Consider the following 18,769-nt stretch of genomic DNA (forward strand, 5'->3'; position numbering starts at 1 on the left):
GATTCAGGCCGTCTGCGGGATCACCCGGCGGACGCGCCGGATGGTGGTGGTCCGAGTCGACCTCGAAACCGCTCGCGAGCGGAGCGGCTTGGTCGGCTTGCCGCCACGAACGGCCAACTCGATGACAGCGCGGCGATCCCGCTTCGTGCGCAACTTGGCGAACACGAGCGGTTGCTTCGAGGCCGGGTTGACCACGACGACTGGGCCGCTGCAGATGCCGACGCAGGCCAGATCGACGACCGTGCACTGGTCGTCGAGTTCGGAGCGGAGCTTGCCGAACTCCTTGCGTTTGCGGCAATCCTTGCCCGCACACAGCGCGACGGTGGTGACGCCAGATGCCGTGACAGACAGCTTCGACGCGCCCATGTCAGCCGATGGTGTAGTCGCGGAGGAGCTTGTTCATCTCGATGACGTGCAGCTCTTCGGAGCCGATCTGCGTCCGGGCGTACTCTTCGAGGTAGACCGAGTTGCCTTCGGACAGCCCGAGCAACTGACGATAGAGGTCGAGTGCCCGGCGCTCATGCTCGATCGATTCCCGCAGGATCGTCTCGATCGCGTGGTCGTGGGATTCTTCGATCGGGCGAATTCCCTGCGTCGGGTGGCCGCCGAGTCCGGTCAGGATCTCCCCGGCCTGACGAGCGTGGAGCAACGACTCGTCGGCTTGGGCCTGCATGAACGCGACGAGCGGCAGGCGGTTCGGGCCGGTGATGACCAGCGAGTAGTGGGTGTAGCGAACGACGCCCGAGAGTTCGGCGAGCATGATCTCGTTGAGAACCGGGATGACGTGTTCGGTGTTGATCATCGAATCGACCATCTGCGCATCCTACACCGCTCCCCGGCCGAACGTTAAGTCCGCCTAACCTTCGAACTCAACGGAGATTTGCAGTGCGTCCGACCCGAGCCGCCGCCGGCACCGCGGACACACTGGCCACCATGACGATGCCGCCCGCAACGCCCAGCCAGCACACGCCCAGCGAGCATCTGGCACGCAGCACACCAGAGTTGTTCGACATGTCCGAGCACGTCGCGGTGATCACCGGCGGGGGTCGCGGCATCGGCGAAGGCATCGCCACCTCCTTCGCCGAGGCCGGTGCGGCGGTCGTCGTCGCCGCCCGACGCACCGAGGAGATCCAGCGGGTCGCAGCGTCCATCCGTGACGCCGGCGGTCGAGCGATCGCCGTGACCACCGACGTGACCGACGACGACGCACTCGAAGCGCTCGCTGTCGCTGCCGTGTCAGAATTCGGCCGCCTCTCCACCTGGGTCAACAACGCTGGTGGATCACCGATGCGGATGCCGCTGAGCGAGCTTCCCCGAGAGGAATGGGATCGAACGATCGCGCTCAACCTGACCTCGGTCTACGTCGGCTCGATGACGGCAGCTCGCCACATCGACACCGGGTCGATCATCAACATCTCCTCCGGCGCCGGCACCGGCCCGGTGCCCGGCAGCGCGCACTATGGCGCGGCCAAGGCGGCGACGAACTCGCTCACCTGGACGCTGTCGGCCGAGCTCGCGCCGAAGATCCGGGTGAACGGCGTCGCGCCTGGCGCAATCCCGACCGAGGTGATGCTCACGGCGATCGGTCGTGACGAAAGCGAACTCGACGAGATCCTCGAGGACTGGAACATCCCCCTCGGTCGCCTCGGTACGCCCCAAGACATCGGAGCGGCGTGCGTGTACCTCGCGTCCGACGCGGCCAGTTGGGTGAGCGGCGAGATCCTGCGCGTCGGTGGCGGCGCGAAGCCACGCTGATCCGCAGCCCTTGCCGGCGCAGCGTCAGGCGGTGGCCGACGCGGCGAGACGCCATCTCGTCGGCGACGAGCCCTCGACGAGTCGAACCCTCGAGCCGTCACCGAGCGCGTCTCGTGTCGAGCCGTCCACGATCACCCCGAACTCGTTGCGTTCGCTGCTGATCGCCAGCGCCTGCCGCACCGGTGCCCCCCAAGCAGCGAACGTCAGCGAGCCGCGTTGGAGCAGGCCTGTGCCGACCTCGCCGCTCGCCATCCCGACGACAACCCGCGCGCGCAGCTCCGCGTCACCGTGCACACCGTCACCGTGCACAGCGTCACCGTGCACAGCGTCGACCACCGCCTGCGCGAAGCCGATCGCCGCGTCCGCGCACGGCCCGTCGCTGCCGATCCCGACGAGGAACAAGAATCGATCAGCAGCGCCGCGCACGAGTTCGACGCCGTGATCGGCCGCGACGGCCACGATCCGGCGCGCGGCGGCGACCAGGTCGTCGTCGCGGTCGTCGTCGCTCTCGACGACGACCTCCACGGCAACCACGGTCGCATCCTCGAGCACGTCACCCGAACCGGTGACCTCCCCGTCGGCACCGACGACACGCTTGGGGAGAAACGCTTCGAGGAGCTGGCGCTTCGCGTCGTACTCCTCGACCAGCGCCGCCTCTTGCGCGCCGAGCCGCCGAGCCATCTGAGCCAGCCGGCGGGAGAGATCGGCGAACTCGTCGTTCGTCGACGAATCGATCTGCGGATCCCGCTCCCCGTCGAGCACGGCGCGCGCCGCGGCGATCACGGGCGGAATCGGGCGAGTCATGCGACGCGACAACCACCAGCCGATCGCTCCGGCGATCGGCAGGGTGAGCATCAGCACGAGCCCGAGCCGCCGAGCGTAGGCAGACAGCGGTGAGGCCACGTCGCTGTTGGGCACATCGACGACGACCGCCCAATCGACGCCGACAACGTCGATCGGCGTCGCGAAACTGAACGTCGACTCGCCGAGGTAGTTCGTCGCCGACCCCTCGAAATCGCGCCCATCCCGCGCCTCGCGCGCTGGCTCGGTGTCGACCTGTTGCACGCCGATAGGGGACCCGAACCCCTCGATGAGCGTTCGGGTCACCGGGTCGTCGACCCGAGACAGATAGTCGTCGGGGTCCTCGATCCAGCGACGGCTCTCGCTGCGCAACAGCAGGTCGGCGCCCACCACGTAGCTCTCGCCGCCGCCGAGACCGACGAGTTCCCACTGTTCGTCAGCGGTCGTCACCCGAGTCAGCGCGTCGACGTCGATCTCGACCACGAGCGCACCGATCACCTCGGTCTCGAGCCGAACCGCTGCGGCGATGAACGCGACCGACCGGCCCGCCGCCGGGAGATAGCGTTCGAAATCGGCGATGACCGCGTCGCCGACACGCACGCGATCGAGACCATCGCGCAACGCCACCGCGAGGTTGGACGTTGCGAACGGCCCATCGGCGAACGAGGTCCCGACGTCGACGCGCTTGTTGACCGAATACACAACGTTGCCCTGTGCATCGACGAGCAGCAGGTCGCCGACGCCGACGGCGTCGGACAGCGAACGCAGGAACGGATGCTGGCGAGCGTGCACCTCGGTGTACGCCGACCCGTCGCCGGGATCGACCACGGCGCGCCGCTCCACGCGGTCTACCCCGGCGAGCGTGTACACGCCCTGCAGGTACCGCTCCCGCGGATCGGTCGGCTCGAGCCGCTCCGGGTCGACTTTGTCGAGGCCCGCGACCGTGGCGACGTCGCCGGCGGTGAGCGGATCGATCACGTCCTGGGCATAGAACTCGCTGAGCGCCACGTCCGTCGGCTCGTCGAGCGTGTCGTCCATCGCCGCGAACGCATCGGCGAAGTCGTCGAGCGCGAAGGACACCGCCAGGTCCGACGCGAGCACCGACACCTCGGTCACCAGCGATTCCGCCCCCAGCTCGATCGCATACGCGCGAGCTCGACCGATGTCGACGAGTTGCTCCTTCGTACCATCGTCGAGAAGATCGCGTGCAGCAACGAAGTTCAGACTGCCGATCAACAACACCGAGACCGCAGCCACGCCGACGAACACACCGGTGAGTTGACGACTCAGCCGCCGGGGCCGATGCCACCAACGCGTCCGCACCGTCGCGTCGGAGCGATCGCTGGTCGTGTCGGCTGGCTCGCTGGAGTCGATCAGTCCGGTCACGACGAGACCTCCCGATCGGTCGCACCAAGGCTGCTACCCCGGCCAGGTTCAGCGATGTGGCTGGTATCGGCCGCGAGGAGTCGCTCGAGTCGATGGCGCCGGACCTCGGTGATCCGGTTGAGCGCTGCCGACAACGCCGCGCTGCGAGACACCACCTCACCGGCCACGTCGGCATCGACGATCACCACGTCGCAGTCGGTCATCGCCCGGATCACCAGATCACGGCCAGCGACACCCGAACCGTCGAGCAGGCCCATCACGTCTCCGCTGCGCAGGTCCGACACGGCGACATCCGGTCGATCCGGCCCGACCAACTGGAGCAATGCCGTCCCGTCGACCAACACCACCAGGTCGCGGCTGCCTGCCGACGCTCGCAACAGTTCCTCGCCGACGGCATAGCGCAGGGCGTGGCCCGCGTTCGCCAAGAGGTCGAGTTGGTCGTCGTCGAGCGACGCGAGCAATGGCGACGCGGCAAGCCGCGCTCGGAGTTCGGCCGTGGTCGGCGTGCTCGACGCGGCGGTCGTGACACCGTCGTAGATGAAGAGATCTTGAGCAGGGCTGGGGAGCCCGACACCGTGACGGTGCGACTGGTACCAGACCAATGAACCGAAATCGCTCGACACGCGCGGAGCGATCGCGTAGTCCTCGATCCACATGTCGACCTCGTAGGTCATCAACGGGTCGTCGACCTGCACGACCCGAACCGCGGGCGGGGGATCGGCCACCACTCCGCGTGTTCCGCGGGCGGCGTCGAGCAGCATCGCCTTCGCCAGCGTCGGCGGATTGTGGAACGCGACCTGCACCGACACCACGACCCGATGGAGCGCATCGGGCGAGGAGTAGTTGACCACGCTCGCACCCGCCAGCTCGCTGTTGGGCACGATCACCGTGTCGCCGTCACGGGTCAGGATCCGGGAGGTCCGCCAGTTGATGTCGACGACCTTGCCTTCCACATCTCCCGCACGGATCCAGTCACCCGGCTGGAACGGTTGATCCGACAGCAGCAGCAAACCAGCAGCCAGGCCGCTGAGCGTGTCTTGCAATGCGAAGGAGATCACGAGCGAGGTGACGCCGAGCGCGGTGAGCGCGGCCGACAGGTCGACACCCCACACATCGTCGACCAGCAACCACGCGGCGACGAGAATCGTGGCGATCTTCGGCAGGGCCAACACGAGCTGTGGCACGGCGCGACGTCCCGGGACAGCTGGCCGGGAACGCACGTCGGCCACGAGGCGACCGATGACGCCGTACACCGCGACGGCGATCGACAACACCAGTCCGGTGCCGGCCGCGCGCACGACGAAGTCACCACCGTCGAGTCCGAGCACCGGGACGAGCAGCGCCCAGATCGCGAAGAACGGGAGGGTCCAGTTGCGAAGCGTGACGACCGACGACCGAAGCGCGGACTCGCGCTGGCGGAGTCGCTCGTCGAGCTCGGCCACCACGATGATCGCCAGGGGGACCACCACGATCACGACCACTGCCCAGAGTGCGCTCGTGTCGCCGAACGACCTCACGTCAGCACCCCCGGCACCTCGCGGCGAACCGTCCACAGCGGCACGTCGTCACGCAGCGGGTCGAGCGTCACTGCGCCGTCGGGCAGTCTCGAACGCACGGCATCGGAGACGACGATCGTTCCCGCCGTGCCTCGTCGAGCGAGCGCATGCGCCACGGTGACCGTGTCGCCCCACACGTCGTAGAGCAGGTGGTTGGCCCCCGTGAGCCCTGCGGTGACCGGACCGGTGTGCACGCCGACGCCGAGGCGCACATCGACACCTTCGAGTTCTCCGAACCGCGCGACACGGTCGAGGAGTTCCTCGGCGAAGGCGACGGAGCGCGGTGCGTGGTCGATGTAGGGCCGGTCGTGGCCACAGGAGGCGTAGTAGGTGTCACCGATCAACTTGATCCGGTCGAGTCCGTGACGGAGGGCGACGGCGTCCACCTCGTAGAGGAGTTCGTCGACCCTCGATCTGGCCGATCCCGTGTCATCGTCGACGACCTCGTCGAGGCCGTCGAACACGACCACGGCGATCGTGGCCTGTCGGACCTCCTCCGGTGCGTGCTCCTCGCCGAGGATCACGCGTTCGGCCTCCGCTGGCGGCAGCAGTTCCCGCAACACCCGCAGCCGTTCGGCAAGCGCCCGCTCGAGCTCTGACTGCTGCTCGGCCAGGGTCGCTGCCATCGTCTCGAAACCGATCGCCAGCTCCGCGAACTCGATCGGGCTCTGCGGCGGGATCTCGATGGGATCGCCGATCGAACCCGAAGATCCGAGCCGATCGCTGATCGAGCGAATCGGCCGCACGACGGAATTGGCCCATGCGACGGCGGCGAACGCGAGCAGGACGACGAAGATCGCAGCGCCGACGGTGAGCAAGCGTCGAAAGTCGTCGAAGCCTCCCTCGGCCGCCTCGACCTCGATCTCGGACACGACCAGCCAGTCGAGTCCACCGAAGCTCAACGGCGCCGACGTCGACACCACGTCCACGCCGACGATCGACGCACGACGGTCGACCGTGGCCGCTCCCCCTCGGCCGGCGTTGACGGTGTCGTCGCGAGCACGCAGGACGGTCGCGACGGTGCCGGTCGAGCCGATCGTCGAGCGTTCGTCGGCGGTGAGGCGCCCCAGGTCTTCGACGGCGTCGAGATATGCGGCTGGCGACTCCAGATACCCCCTGGGGTCGCTGCGCAGCGTGCCGTCGGGGCCAACGAGGTAGGTGTCTGCGCCTTCCGGGAAGCCAGCGGCTGGCCAGTTCTCACCCGCGGTGATGCGTTCCGTCAGGTCGCTTCCGCGGAACATCAGCACGAGCGCCCCCGCCGCGTCGCCCGTGGCGGGCTCGAAAACGGCGTGCGCCACCACGCCGACCGGCTCACCCAGAGCCGGCAGGTAGTCGGCCAGATCGCTCACCTCGACGCCCTCGTCGGGCGCTTCGAGGACGGCGGACACGGTGACGTCGAGCACCGAGCCGCTGAACGGACCGGTAGCGAGATCAGTGCCGATCTCGGGGTGCTTCTCCACCGAGTAGACCACTCGGCCCGAGTCGTCGACGAGCAGGAGATCGAACAGCCCCAGTCGCGAAGCGACGTCGCGATAGACCGGATGCACTTCTCGATGCGACTCACTCCAGAGGCTGCCGTCGCCTGCGTCGTCGAGCGCTCGCGGCGCTGCGACGTTGTCGGGATCGCTGGCATACAGCAGCTGCACTCGCGCCGCCGCGTCATCGGCCGGCACGACGTCGCGCAACTCGACGTCGCGACCCAGTTGCCGCTGCGGTTCGACGAATCGTTCGAGATACGACACCGCGAGCCGCTCGCGCTCGGCAGCGCTCGGCGCGACATCACCGATCTCGTCGAGTGTCGAGCTGAGCCGCTCGATGACGACCCCCGCCTGCGGACTCGCCGCCAACGCACTCGTCGTACGCGACAACGACCCGAAGTAGGAGGAGATGTCGACGTCACCCGACAGCCGAAGCGCAGCGATCTGATCGTTCGTCAGTTCCGTGTCGAGGTCGCTGCCTGCGTCGACGCCGACGACGGTCGCCACACCGAGCGAGCCGATGCCGACGAGGACGGCTGCCGCCGCGATCCGAGTCGCCATCGACACGCCACGACGGGATCGGGCGCCCGGCGTACGGCGTTGCACGAACCGGCGACGAGGCTTGCGTGCCGACGACGCTGGGTGCACAGCGTCTGTCACCGCACCGCCTGTCGAGGCCCCCGTGGATTCACGAGACCGACGATAGTGCTGCCGGCGGTGCCAGCGCAGGCTCGCTCGCGTCAGGTCGCGACGAGTGGTCGCACCACGACGCGGTTGCGGCCGAGGCGTTTCGCATCGAGCAGACGCGCATCGGCTTCGACGAGCAACTGGCGAACGTCCGACAACACGCCCACGGCGACGCCGCCGCTCACCGTGAGCTCGAGGCCACTGGCGATGCTCTCCCAGTCGTGCGTGGCGATGGTGAGACGGACACGCTCGGCCGCCGACCACCCGAGCGACGCGACGTCGTCACCGACCTCAACGACGTCGAGGTCGCACATGACGACGACGAATTCTTCGCCGCCGACACGGGCGACCGCCGCCGCCGGCCCGACGCTCACGCGCAACAGCTCGGCGAACCGAGCGAGCACGTCGTCACCGACGTGATGCCCGAACGTGTCGTTGACGACCTTGAAGTGATCGATGTCGAACATCATCGCGACGCCGAGCCCCGGAGTCCGTTCGAGTTCGCTCAGTCGGCGGTCCAACCATCGGCGCGACTTCACGCCGGTCAGAGCATCTCGATCGATGTCGTCGGCGAGACGCTCGGCGATGTCCCGCAGCACCGAACTCGACCGTTCCAGCTCGGCTCGGCGGCGGATCTGGTCGCCGAGACGGCCGACCTGCTCGAGATGCCAGGCTCGCGACAAGCGCGCCAGCCGTAGCGCATCGGCGCTTGCACGATCGTGTTGACCGAGCGCGGCAAGCGCCCGCGACCGCTCCTCCAGTGCTCGCGCCAGGCAATGGTTGTCAGCACTCGCTTCGAGGCCCGGAATCGCCAGATCGAGCAGTTCGACCGTCGTCCCCGGAGCGTCCTGGCGCGCCGCGTGCATCGCCCGGACGAGCCGGTGCCAGGCGACGAGATCGGGTGCTGCGTCGCGATAGTGGCGTTCGGCAGCATCGAGCACCATTCGATCCATCGGCTCGTCGACCACCACCGCCGCTTCGCCTGCCAGCCCATCAGCCAGCATCGTGCGCGACACCTCGTCGACGCCGTCACGACGAAGCCACTCGATCGCGGCGGTGACGTCGTTCATGTAGCACGCTCGCCGAATCGGGTCCTTCGTGGCGTACGCCGCTTCTACGCTCATGTAGCCGAACGAATAGGCGACCGGATCGACGGGCACCCCTGCAAGATGTCGGGCCCCCTCGAACGCATGGCGGCCCGAGTCGACCGCGAGTTCGAACGCGCCGAGCCGCATGAAAAACCCCGACACCCCGAGCGCGGCTCGCACCGCGTCGACGTCGGCGATGGGTTCCGGGCCCTCCGAGAGGTCGGCGAGCATCACCAACGCATCGACGACGTGGTCGACCGCTGCCGCCGACTCGCCGATCTGGTCGAGGAACACCGCCGCCATCGACGACGCGAATGCCGCGACAGAGATCTCGCCTGCTGCGACCAGGTACGGCACGGCCTCGCGAGCCGAGGCAGCCTGGAGCGATGCGTCGCCGCGCCCCTGCAACGCCACGCAGCGGGCGACGAGTAACTTGCCGAGTTCCGCTGGATCGCTGACCGGAGAGGTGGCCGCGATGGCGGCGTCGATTCGAGTGACCACGTCGTCGTCGGGCGCGAGCGACATACGGCGTGCCGCCGCGGTCAGCTCCTCACTCGACTCGATCGTCATCTCGACCCGATCCTCATCTCGACTCACACCTCATGTATGAATGTCGGCCCGACGACACGTGGGCTTGACGGCCTCGTCCCGAGGCTGACGATTCCTTGATCGTCGCACCACCCTCCGCGGCCGGTTCGCGGACTGCGAGCGCCTAGCGTGCGACCCATGGGATTCCGATTGGCCAACATCGACGGCCGAGCAGCACTACTCGACGACCGAGATCGGTACCACGACCTCGAGTCACTCAGCGGCGGTGCGATCGGATCCGACCCGATGACCGCCCTGGCCGACGAAGCCGGGGTGCGCGCTGCCACCGAACGGCTCGCCGACGCCGAGCCGACCGGCGAGCTCGCCGACGTGGTACTCGGCGCACCCGTCCCGCGCCCGCGCAACGTGTTCGCCGTCGGGTTGAACTACTCCGACCACGCCGCCGAGTCGAACCTCACCCCTCCCGAGCAACCGTTGGTCTTCACGAAGTTCCCGTCGAGCATCTGCGGTCCGGCGACCGACATCGAACTGCGCAGCGAATTCGTCGACTACGAGGTCGAGGTGATCGTCGTGATCGGGCGGGGAGGCCACGACATCAGCGAGGCAGACGCGTGGTCGCACGTCATCGGCCTGACGATGGGCCAGGACGTCTCCGATCGTCGCATGCAGTTCGCTTCGAGCCCGCCCCACTTCGACCTCGCGAAGTCGTTCGACACCTTCGGGCCGATGGGGCCATGGTTGCGGTCGCTCGACGGATTCGACGACCCCGACTCGCTCCGATTGACATGCTCCGTCAACGGCGACCTCCGCCAGGACGGCAACACCGGCGACCTCATCTTCGGCGTTCCGAAGCTGATCAGCTATCTCTCGCACATCACCACGCTGAGCGCCGGCGACATCATCTGGACCGGCACGCCGGCCGGTGTCGGCGCAGCGACAGGAGCGTTCCTGCGCGACGGCGACGTGGTCGAGACCTCGGTGACCGGGCTCGGCACCATGACCAACCGCTGTGTCCGAATCGGAGACCACGCGTGACCTCGTCGCACCACGACTCGACCTCCACGACGCCGAGCCAGCCGACGAGCCCGCCGGTCGTGGTGTTCATGGTCGCGTTCCCCGCTCCTCCGGCGCTCGCCGAATCCCTCACGGCGATCCATCCCGACGCCGAGTTGCTCTGGACGCCCTACACCGAATCCGAGGCGCTGCGATCCGCGCGGGGGCACCACGGCGGCCGGAACCCCGACGGACTCGAGACGCCGGAGATCACCGACGAGATGCGCGCCCATTGGCAACGCGCCACGATCGCCGTCGCAATGGACCTGCCCGAAGGTCTCGACGAGTTGATGCCGAACCTCCAATGGGTGCAGAGCATCACGGCCGGCGTCGACAAGTACGACCTCGACGCATTCGATCGACAGGGTGTGCTGCTCACCAACGCCAGCGGTCTCGGTTCGGCCGGCATCGCCGAGTTCGTGATCGCCCGCCTGCTCCAGGAGTGGAAGAACCTCCGCACGTTCGACGCGCAGCAGCGCGAGCATCGCTGGGAGGGCATGTTCGGCACCGAGCTCACCGGACGCACCCTGGGGATCGCTGGTCTCGGCGCGATCGGCCGCGAGGTCGCTCGCCGTGCGCGAGCGTTCGACATGACCGTGCTCGCGACGCGCGCCAGCGCGAAGCCCGGTGACACCGACGATGCCGTCGACGAACTGTTCCCGGCCGACGCTCTCGACGAGATGCTCGCTCGTTGCGACGCCGTCGTGTCGACGTTGCCGTCCAACCCGTCGACGATCGGGCTGTTCGACGCCGACCGGTTCGCCGCCATGCCAGCTGGCTCGCTGTTCTGCAACGTCGGGCGAGGGGCCCACGTCGTCGAAGCCGACTTGATCGCCGCGCTCGAGTCCGGTCACCTTCGCGCTGCGGCCCTCGACGTCACCCACGTCGAACCGCTCCCCATGGACGATCCGCTGTGGGACGCTCCGAACATCTACATCTCGCCGCACTCGTCGGTCTCGCTCGACCGTTACGTCCAGAACCTCGAGGCGCTGTTCGTGGCGAACCTCGGCCACTTCTTCGCCGCCGAACCGCTCGTCAACGCCGTCGACACGGCCGACACGGCCGACACGAACTCATGAACGAACCGGCATGAATTTGTCCGACTGGCTCGACGACACCGATGCGCTGGCGGCACTCGACGCTGCGTATGCAGCGGCGTGGGCCTCGACCGACGCTGAGCTTCTCGCGCTGTGCCGAGACCGGATCGCGATGCTGCTGCGTCACGGGCCGACGGTCGAGGCGATGACCGACGACGATCGTCGCGAGCTCTCCCGCTGGGCCACCTCCGCCACGTTCACCGATCGCGAACGCGCCGCGCTCGACTTCACCGAGCAGTACGTGGTCGACGTCGCCGCGATGTCCGACGAGCAGGCCGGGCGGTTGCGTGAGCACCTCGGCGACGAAGAGCTCGTGAGTTTCGTCAACGCGATCCTCGTGCTCGAACAACGAATGACGCTCGAACTCGCCTTCGCCGGAGTGCTGCCGTGAACGCGTCGCCGCGCCCGGATGGAGCGTCTCGTTCGGCGCGCGTCGCCGCCGGAACACGAGCCGCACCCGCACTCGTCGGCGCGCTGATGGACTTCGCAGCCGCGGCCGTACGCAACGACCGTGTCGACCCCATCACCACCGAACTCGTTCGGCTGCGCTGCGCGACGGCGCACGACTGTCGTACTTGACTGTCGCTGCGCTCGGCAGTTGCCGAGCAACATGGTCTCGACGAAGACCTCGTCGCTCAACTCCACGCACCCGACCCGCAGCTCACCGATGCACACGTCGCAGCGATCGACTTCGCAACTGCGATGATCGTCGACCCGGCCGGCATCACGGCGGAGCTCGGCGACCGGCTGCACCAACACTTCACCACGGGGCAGATCGTCGAACTCGCGCTCGACGTCATGAAGTGGAGCTACCAGAAGGTGACCGTCGCGCTCGGCACCGACCGCGAGATCGTTCCGGGCCAACTCACGCCACTGCGCTTCGACGACGACGGCAACTGGATCCGCCCCACCTGACCCCCACCGATGAGCTTCATCCGCTCGCTACCGGATCATCCTCATCGCTTCGAGGTGCTCTGCCTCGGGGGTCACCAGAGCATCGTCGTACGATCGCAGGAACACCTGGAAGAGGGATCGACATGACGAGCACCATCAACGAAGTCAGCATCGACGCACCGAGCGACAACGACGCGGCGATCGAGGTGAAGCGATCGTTCTGCCGGATCTGCCACGCGGCCTGTCCGATCGACGTGCACCTCGACGGCAGCCAGGTCGTCAAGATCAGTGGCGTCGACGACGATCCGCTGTTCAAGGGCTACACGTGCATCAAGGGTCGCCAGATTCCCGACCAGATCCACGATCCCGCCCGACTCCGCCATGCGCTCAAGCGCAGTCCGAACGGCACGCTCGAGGAAGTCGCGAGCAGCGACGCTCTCGACGAGGTGGCCGCGAAGCTCCACGCGATCCTCGACGAACACGGCCCGCGTGCCATCGCCTCCTACACCGGCACCGGCGGCTACCAGAACGCACCGTCGCACCCCGTGGCGCAGGCGTTCCACCGGGCGGTCGGCTCCATCAGCTACTACACGTCGGTCACCATCGACCAGCCGATGAAGGCCACTGCGCCGATGCGCATGGGCATGTGGGAAGCGGGCCCGCAGAACTTCAGCACCGCCGACGTCATGTTGGCGATCGGCTACAACCCGATGGTGTCGAGCTTCGCTCCCTACGGCGGCCTCCAGGGCACCGACCCGTTCCAGACGCTGCGTCGCCGCAAAGCCGAGGGCCTCAAGGTGATCGTCATCGACCCGCGCCGCACCGAACTCGCCAAACAGGCCGACATCCATCTCCAGGTGAAGCCCGGCGAAGACCCTGCGCTGCTCGCTGCGCTCCTCCACGTGATCCTCACCGAGGACCTCCACGACGCGGCGTTCTGCGACCGCTGGGTCGAACCGGGCCATCTCGACGTGCTGCGGGCGACGGTCGAGCAGTTCACGCCCCACTACGCCGCCGAGCGGTGCGGCGTCGACGCCGACGACATCGTCGCGGCCGCCCGGCTGTTCGCCGCGGGCCCGACCGGGTCGAGCGGGTCCGGAACCGGGCCGAGCATGTCGCCGCACGCCAGCTTGATGGAACACCTGTCGCTGTGTCTCAACGTCGTTTGCGGGCGCTACCTACGCGAAGGACAGCAGATGGACTCGGGGGGTCTGTTGCCACCCGCCGCGCCGAAGCGAGCGCAGGTCATCGGCCCGTTCGGCAACCCGAAGGGCCCTCAGAGCCGATTTCGCGGGCTGCACGGCTACAACGGCGAAATGCCCTGCTCGACGCTGGCACAAGAGATCACCACGCCCGGCCCCGAACAGGTGCGAGCTCTGATCGTCAACGGTGGCAACCCCGTGGCTGCCTGGCCGGATCAGATCAAGTCCATCGCTGCGATGGAGTCACTCGAGTTGCTGGTCGTGATCGACCACCGCCTCACCCAGACCGCCGACTACGCCGACTACGTCTTCGCGCCGCGCTTGTCGCTCGAGCGTGCCGACGTTCCGCCGTTCATGGACCGCTGGTTCCGCGAGCCCTACGCCTGCTACACGCCCGCTGTCGTGACCGAGCCCGAGGGCGACCTGCTCAACGACTGGGAGGTCTACTGGGAGATCGCCGAACGACTCGGCGTCGACATCGAACTCCCGGGCGGGTCGATTCCGCACCGTCACGCCGACGGGTCACGGCCGAGCGATGACGACGTCCTCGACCTCGTCTACGCGAAGTCTCGGGTGCCGTTGTCAGAGGTGCGCGCGAAGAACGGCACGGTCGTGCCCGAGTACGCGATCACCGTCTCGCCGGCAGATCCGGATGCATCGGGCCGGTTCCACGTCGCGCTCGACGACCACATGGAGGAGTTGCACGCCGTCCGTAGCGAGACGACCTCCGCCGAGGTGATGGCGGGGTTCGACCCGGCGGTCCACACCTTCCGACTGATCAGCCGGCGGTTGAAGTCGCACCTCAACTCGCTCGGCCGCGAGCTGCCCGGGCTGGCTCGCAAGAACTCGACCAACTACGCGTACATGCATCCCGCCGACCTCGACGACCTCGGCATCGCCGACGACGACCTCGTACGGATCGCTTCCCCCCATGCCGAGTTGATCGGTGTCGTGAAGGGTGCTCCCGACGTGCGCCGCGGCGTCATCTCGATGGCGCACAGTTGGGGCTCGTCGAACGGCACCGACGAGAAGGTGCGCGACATCGGCGCACCGACCAATCGACTCATCGACGTCGACAACGGCTACTGCACGATCACCGGCCAAGCGGTCCAGAGCGCGATCCCCGTCAGCGTCGAACCCGTGAGCGAGGACGCACTCCTCCCCTGAACCACCCAGGTCATCGTGCCAGGCACCATGACCTGCATCATGAGCTTCGGGTCGATGGGGCGTGGAATCCCGTCGCTCGCGTGGCCGCCGGGCGCAGTACGGTCGACCGTGTGAACGACCTCGACGACGTCGATGCCGCCGTCGGTTGCGAGCTCGAGTTGCTGGACCCCGGGTGCCGCGCCGAACCCAATCGGGTGGCATCGCTGCTCGACGACGACTTCGTCGAGATCGGCAAGTCGGGGCGCGAGTACGGCCGCGACGACATCGTTGCGGCGCTCGCCGCCGAGCCGGGCCTCGACGGCGTCACCGTCGGTCCGATGAGCGGCCATCTGGTCACTGCCGGACTCGTCGTCGTGCGGTACACGACCCACCACGACGACGGTCCGGGTGCCGTCCACCGCACCGGATGGTGGCGGCAGACGACGGACGGATGGCGGTGCTGCTTTCATCAGGCGACCGTGGCAGCCGAGCTTGCCGGCGAGGCTGGCGCTGTGGCCAGAGGGGACCGGCCCGTCACCCAGACCGACGTCGAGGCGTCGCTGCGCACGGCCGGCGTGGCGACTGGATCGACGGTGATCGTGCACTGCTCACTGTCGGCGCTGGGATGGGTCGTCGGCAACGCGGTCGCAGTGGTTCGGGCACTGCGTTCGGTCGTGGGCGATGGTGGCACGATCGTCATGCCAGCGCAGACGGGCCTCAGCGACCCGTCACAGTGGCAGGCTCCGCCGGTGCCGAAGGATTGGTGGCCGACGATCCGAGCGCACTGGCCGGCGTTCGACCCGGTGATCACCCCGATGCGAGGGATGGGGGCCGTCGCCGACTGCTTCTCTCGACTTCCCGGTGTGGTGCACAGTGGTCATCCGGCGCTCGGGTTCATCGCCCACGGACCACGCGCCCCCGAGTTGATGCACCCACACGACCTGGTCGACGGCCTCGGCGACCGATCGCCGCTGGCGAGACTCGAAGCGGCGGGGGCGGACATCGTGCTGATCGGCGTCGGCCATGGCAACAACACCGCACTCCATCTGGCCGAAGTCCGCGCCCTGGGCGCCGATGCACCGACGAGACGAGACGGTGTGCCGATGCTGGTGGACGGCCAGGACCGTTGGGTGGAGTTCTCCCACGTCGACGTCGACGAGCGTGACTTCGTGCTGCTCGGCGATGCCTACACCGCCGCTGGCGGGACCCAGACGCGGGCACCGCTCGGCGCGGCCGAGGTTCGTCGGCTGCCGATGCCCGAGCTGATCGACTTCGCCACGAGATGGATCGCAGCGCACCGACCGCGCTGAAGGACGACGGCCCACACGATTCGGCGTAGCGTCAGCCGACGACGGCCGCGTGGACGACGTCGTAGAGCTGTGCGGCGAGTTCGTTGCCGGTCACCGAGTCGGCTTCGACGACGAGGAACGCGCCGTACCCGTCGTCCAGGTCGAGCCACGGCACCGAACCGTAGGCACCGGGATCGTTGATGCGACCCGTCTCACGATCGACCCACCAACCCATGCCGTACCCGACACCACCTTCGCGCGCGTCACCTCCGTAGACCTCGCCGACGCGGTCGTCGTGCATGGTCGCCAACGCCTCGGACGACAGCACCTGCACGTCGTCGCACATCCCGTCACGGAGATGCATCAGCAGCAACTTGCCGTAGTCGCCGGTGGTGATGTACGCCCCACCCTCCATGTTCGGGTTGTCGGTCGGCGCGAGCGTCGAGGGGTCCCCGTCGAACGCTGTCGGGTAGTCGAATCCGCCCGGACCGAACTGGGTGAAGTGGTTGTTGTAGCCGAGCGTCTCGAGACCGCATGGCTCGACGTAGATCTCGTCGATCAACTCGGCCCACGACCGGCCCGAGACCGCTTCGGCGAGTGCGCCGGCGATCTGCCACTGGGCGCCGCCGTAGCGGAACTCGGTGTCGGGTGCGATCACGTCGGCGTCGTCGTCGGGGGTGGTGAAGATCTGCGCGGCGCAGTCCTGCATCGTCCCGACCGGGAGGAACTGACAGACGTAGGGGCCGTACGCCGGATCGGGCTCGAGGCCGACCAGGCCGGAACTGTTCGAGACGAGTTGCGCTGGCGTGATGTCGGGATTGCCGGCGCCCCATTCGACCGCTTGAGCGATCGGAGCGTTCATGTCCAACAGGCCGTCGTCCTGCAGACGTAGGAGGACTCCTGCGGTGATCATCTTCGTCGACGAGGCGACGAGCGAGATGCGATCCTCGTCGAACTCGCCCCAATGCTCGTGGTGGATCACGCCGTCGTCCTCGTGGACCACGATGAGGCCGGCGCCGTTCAGGCCTCGGTCGTCGACGAACGCCCGCACGATCGGATCCACCGCAGAGAAGTCCCGCTCCGGCTCCGGCTCCGGCTCCGGCTCCGGCTCCGGCTCCGGCTCCGGCTCCGGCTCCATAGTCGTAGTCGTAGTCGGCGACTCCGTCGTCGCGGGAGCGTCGGTCGTCGCGGGTTCCTCGGTCAGGGCCGGTGCCTCGGTCGCGACGGGTGCGTCGGTCGCTTCGGTCGTTGCGGAATCGGTGGCGGCCGGCTCAGAGTCGGAGCCGCCGCACGCGGCGGCGATCAGGGCAACGGACGACGCGACGACGAGAGTGCGAAACATCGAATCACCATATGCGTGCGACGAACCCAAGGCCACGCACGAGCCACGCACGAGCCGAACTCACGACCCCGCTGAACTCCTGCAGAGCCGACGGTCGGCTACGGATACTGTCGCTGCAGATTCCGATGGACAGCGCCCCGCTCCCGACCGGCTCGCGCCCCGAACACCGTGTTCGCCGCCGCATCTACGGGCTCGGCTTCGTCGACGAATTCGGTCCGATCTACGCGCTGTACACCATCCTGTTCGTCGACAACGGCATCACCACTGCGCAGATCTCCACCGTCTTCCTGCTGTGGTCGGTCGTCGCCATCGTGTTCGAGGTGCCGAGCGGTGCACTCGCCGATCTCGTCGATCGGCGAAAGCTCGTGGCGTTCGCGTTCGTGTTGCGAGGCATCGGCATCGCGGTGTGGCTGGTGGAGCCGAGCTATGCGGGCGTGATCATCGGCGCGCTGCTGTGGTCGATCCATTCGTCGCTGGCGAGCGGAGCCTGGGAAGCGTTGATCCACGACGAGTTGACCGCTGCCGACGACGAAGCCGGCTATCCGACGGTGATGGCCAGAACGCATCAGTTCTCCAACGCAGGCATCGCGCTGGGAACGCTCGTTGCGACAGCCGGGGTCGCACTCGGCGCGACCATCGAGCATCTGGGTTGGCTCACGGTCGCGATCCACCTCGTGTCGATCACCCTGGTGCTCCGGCTCCCCGACGTCCGCTGGGTCAAACACACCGACGCACCAGCCGCGACCGACACGCGAGAGTCGATCGACGCGATCGACGCGATCGGCGCGATCGACGCGGTCGGCACGACGTCGCTGTCGAGTTGGGTCTCGACGCTGCGCGGCGGGCTCCGCCACGCGCGGCGCTCTCCGGTCGCCATGCGATTGATCATCCTGGGCGCGTTGCTCGAAGGGCTGTTCGTCATCGACGAGTACGTCCCGCTCTTGGCGGCCGACCGAGGGGCGGCGACGGGCATCATTCCGGTTTTCGTCCTGGTCGTCTTCGTCGGCCTGATGATCGGCGACGAGTACGCGGCGCGGCGCCCGGGGGTGTCCGCCCGGGCGACCGGCGTCGCGTTGATGATCGGCGCTGCGCTCATCGCCGTCGCCGTGATCGTCACGCCGCTGTGGCCGCTCTTGCTGATCGGGGTCGGCTATGCCACGTTGGAGGTGACGTGGATCATCGGCGACGCCCGTTTCCAACAGCAGCTCCCGCGACGCACGCGTGCCACGGTCACGAGCGTCCGCGCGTTCGGCTCAGGGATCGTGAGCGTCGCTGCGTTCGCGTTGTTGACCGTTACGTCGATCGACGACACGGCGCCCATCGCGGGGCTCGTCGTCATGGCCGGCGCGCTGTTCCTCGCTGGAGCACTCGCCACGCGCTGGATCCCGCGAAGCACACCGTGATCGCTCACACCCAAAGGTCATCGTGCCTGGCACGATGACCTTT

The 18,769-nt window shown here is 67.9% G+C and carries 16 protein-coding genes; 9 read left to right on the forward strand and 7 right to left on the reverse strand.

Features of this window, described 5'->3' with window-relative positions; translation table 11 throughout:
* Window positions 1-3: 3 nt before the first annotated feature.
* Window positions 4-366 (reverse strand): hypothetical protein, encoded by a 363-nt coding sequence (locus ACE37B_RS23230; protein WP_409925732.1) that lies wholly within the window; start codon window positions 364-366, stop codon window positions 4-6.
* A gap of 1 nt (window position 367) precedes the next feature.
* Window positions 368-814 carry a bacterioferritin gene (locus ACE37B_RS23235; RefSeq protein ID WP_409925733.1) on the reverse strand — a complete coding sequence of 149 codons (447 nt, stop codon included), beginning with the start codon at window positions 812-814 and terminating at the stop codon, window positions 368-370.
* Window positions 815-933: 119 nt separating this feature from the next.
* Here ACE37B_RS23235 and ACE37B_RS23240 point away from each other — a divergent pair, with 119 nt between their 5' ends.
* Window positions 934-1,755 carry an SDR family NAD(P)-dependent oxidoreductase gene (locus tag ACE37B_RS23240; RefSeq protein WP_409925734.1) on the forward strand — a complete coding sequence of 274 codons (822 nt, stop codon included), beginning with the start codon at window positions 934-936 and terminating at the stop codon, window positions 1,753-1,755.
* A 24-nt stretch (window positions 1,756-1,779) separates the two neighbouring features.
* Here ACE37B_RS23240 and ACE37B_RS23245 read toward each other — a convergent pair whose 3' ends face one another.
* The 4 genes from ACE37B_RS23245 to ACE37B_RS23260 form a co-directional block, all read right to left on the reverse strand.
* Window positions 1,780-3,942, reverse strand: a complete 2,163-nt coding sequence (locus tag ACE37B_RS23245; protein ID WP_409925735.1) for a HAMP domain-containing protein — start codon at window positions 3,940-3,942, stop codon at window positions 1,780-1,782.
* Entirely contained in the window at window positions 3,939-5,459 is a 1,521-nt protein-coding gene (locus tag ACE37B_RS23250; protein ID WP_409925736.1) for a mechanosensitive ion channel domain-containing protein, read from the reverse strand. The genes ACE37B_RS23245 and ACE37B_RS23250 overlap by 4 nt, the downstream gene beginning before the upstream one ends.
* Window positions 5,456-7,537: an adenylate/guanylate cyclase domain-containing protein gene (locus ACE37B_RS23255; protein WP_409925737.1), complete on the reverse strand. Its 2,082-nt coding sequence runs from the start codon at window positions 7,535-7,537 to the stop codon at window positions 5,456-5,458. Before ACE37B_RS23255 ends, ACE37B_RS23250 begins: the two co-directional genes overlap by 4 nt.
* A gap of 179 nt (window positions 7,538-7,716) precedes the next feature.
* Window positions 7,717-9,321 carry a GGDEF domain-containing protein gene (locus ACE37B_RS23260; protein WP_409925738.1) on the reverse strand — a complete coding sequence of 535 codons (1,605 nt, stop codon included), beginning with the start codon at window positions 9,319-9,321 and terminating at the stop codon, window positions 7,717-7,719.
* Between the two features lie 156 nt (window positions 9,322-9,477).
* Here ACE37B_RS23260 and ACE37B_RS23265 point away from each other — a divergent pair, with 156 nt between their 5' ends.
* The 7 genes from ACE37B_RS23265 to ACE37B_RS23295 all read left to right on the forward strand — a co-directional run bounded on the left by ACE37B_RS23265 (window position 9,478) and on the right by ACE37B_RS23295 (window position 16,002).
* Window positions 9,478-10,335 carry a fumarylacetoacetate hydrolase family protein gene (locus tag ACE37B_RS23265; RefSeq protein ID WP_409925739.1) on the forward strand — a complete coding sequence of 286 codons (858 nt, stop codon included), beginning with the start codon at window positions 9,478-9,480 and terminating at the stop codon, window positions 10,333-10,335.
* On the forward strand, window positions 10,332-11,432 hold the full coding sequence (locus ACE37B_RS23270) for a D-2-hydroxyacid dehydrogenase (protein ID WP_409925740.1): 1,101 nt from the start codon (window positions 10,332-10,334) through the stop codon (window positions 11,430-11,432). The genes ACE37B_RS23265 and ACE37B_RS23270 overlap by 4 nt, the downstream gene beginning before the upstream one ends.
* Before the next feature lie 10 nt (window positions 11,433-11,442).
* Window positions 11,443-11,841, forward strand: a complete 399-nt coding sequence (locus ACE37B_RS23275) for a hypothetical protein (protein ID WP_409925741.1) — start codon at window positions 11,443-11,445, stop codon at window positions 11,839-11,841.
* Complete coding sequence (locus ACE37B_RS23280; protein WP_409925742.1) at window positions 11,838-12,029, forward strand: hypothetical protein; 192 nt, start codon at window positions 11,838-11,840, stop codon at window positions 12,027-12,029. Before ACE37B_RS23275 ends, ACE37B_RS23280 begins: the two co-directional genes overlap by 4 nt.
* A 123-nt stretch (window positions 12,030-12,152) precedes the next feature.
* Window positions 12,153-12,365, forward strand: coding sequence for a hypothetical protein (locus ACE37B_RS23285; protein WP_409925743.1), 213 nt, complete (start codon window positions 12,153-12,155; stop codon window positions 12,363-12,365).
* 122 nt (window positions 12,366-12,487) lie between these two features.
* Window positions 12,488-14,713 (forward strand): molybdopterin-dependent oxidoreductase, encoded by a 2,226-nt coding sequence (locus ACE37B_RS23290; RefSeq protein WP_409925744.1) that lies wholly within the window; start codon window positions 12,488-12,490, stop codon window positions 14,711-14,713.
* Window positions 14,714-14,823: 110 nt separating this feature from the next.
* On the forward strand, window positions 14,824-16,002 hold the full coding sequence (locus ACE37B_RS23295) for an AAC(3) family N-acetyltransferase (RefSeq protein ID WP_409925745.1): 1,179 nt from the start codon (window positions 14,824-14,826) through the stop codon (window positions 16,000-16,002).
* Between the two features lie 31 nt (window positions 16,003-16,033).
* Here the strand turns inward: ACE37B_RS23295 and ACE37B_RS23300 are convergent, their stop codons facing one another.
* Window positions 16,034-17,323: a serine hydrolase domain-containing protein gene (locus tag ACE37B_RS23300; RefSeq protein WP_409925746.1), complete on the reverse strand. Its 1,290-nt coding sequence runs from the start codon at window positions 17,321-17,323 to the stop codon at window positions 16,034-16,036.
* Window positions 17,324-17,448: 125 nt separating this feature from the next.
* Here ACE37B_RS23300 and ACE37B_RS23305 point away from each other — a divergent pair, with 125 nt between their 5' ends.
* The gene (locus ACE37B_RS23305; protein ID WP_409925747.1) at window positions 17,449-18,726 is read left to right on the forward strand and encodes an MFS transporter; all 1,278 of its coding nucleotides are present in this window, start codon (window positions 17,449-17,451) and stop codon (window positions 18,724-18,726) included.
* Window positions 18,727-18,769: the final 43 nt, after the last annotated feature.

It is taken from the genome of Ilumatobacter sp. (genome assembly GCF_046290335.1).
Taxonomy (GTDB): Bacteria; Actinomycetota; Acidimicrobiia; order Acidimicrobiales; family Ilumatobacteraceae; genus Ilumatobacter_A.

Coding starts and splice junctions, on each gene's coding strand:
- ACE37B_RS23230 (WP_409925732.1), bottom strand. CDS start 366: ATGGGCGCGTCGAAGCTGTCTGTCACGGCATCTGGCGTCACCACCGTC.
- ACE37B_RS23235 (WP_409925733.1), bottom strand. CDS start 814: ATGGTCGATTCGATGATCAACACCGAACACGTCATCCCGGTTCTCAAC.
- ACE37B_RS23240 (WP_409925734.1), top strand. CDS start 934: ATGACGATGCCGCCCGCAACGCCCAGCCAGCACACGCCCAGCGAGCAT.
- ACE37B_RS23255 (WP_409925737.1), bottom strand. CDS start 7,537: ATGGCGACTCGGATCGCGGCGGCAGCCGTCCTCGTCGGCATCGGCTCG.
- ACE37B_RS23260 (WP_409925738.1), bottom strand. CDS start 9,321: ATGACGATCGAGTCGAGTGAGGAGCTGACCGCGGCGGCACGCCGTATG.
- ACE37B_RS23265 (WP_409925739.1), top strand. CDS start 9,478: ATGGGATTCCGATTGGCCAACATCGACGGCCGAGCAGCACTACTCGAC.
- ACE37B_RS23275 (WP_409925741.1), top strand. CDS start 11,443: ATGAATTTGTCCGACTGGCTCGACGACACCGATGCGCTGGCGGCACTC.
- ACE37B_RS23285 (WP_409925743.1), top strand. CDS start 12,153: ATGATCGTCGACCCGGCCGGCATCACGGCGGAGCTCGGCGACCGGCTG.
- ACE37B_RS23290 (WP_409925744.1), top strand. CDS start 12,488: ATGACGAGCACCATCAACGAAGTCAGCATCGACGCACCGAGCGACAAC.
- ACE37B_RS23300 (WP_409925746.1), bottom strand. CDS start 17,323: ATGTTTCGCACTCTCGTCGTCGCGTCGTCCGTTGCCCTGATCGCCGCC.
- ACE37B_RS23305 (WP_409925747.1), top strand. CDS start 17,449: ATGGACAGCGCCCCGCTCCCGACCGGCTCGCGCCCCGAACACCGTGTT.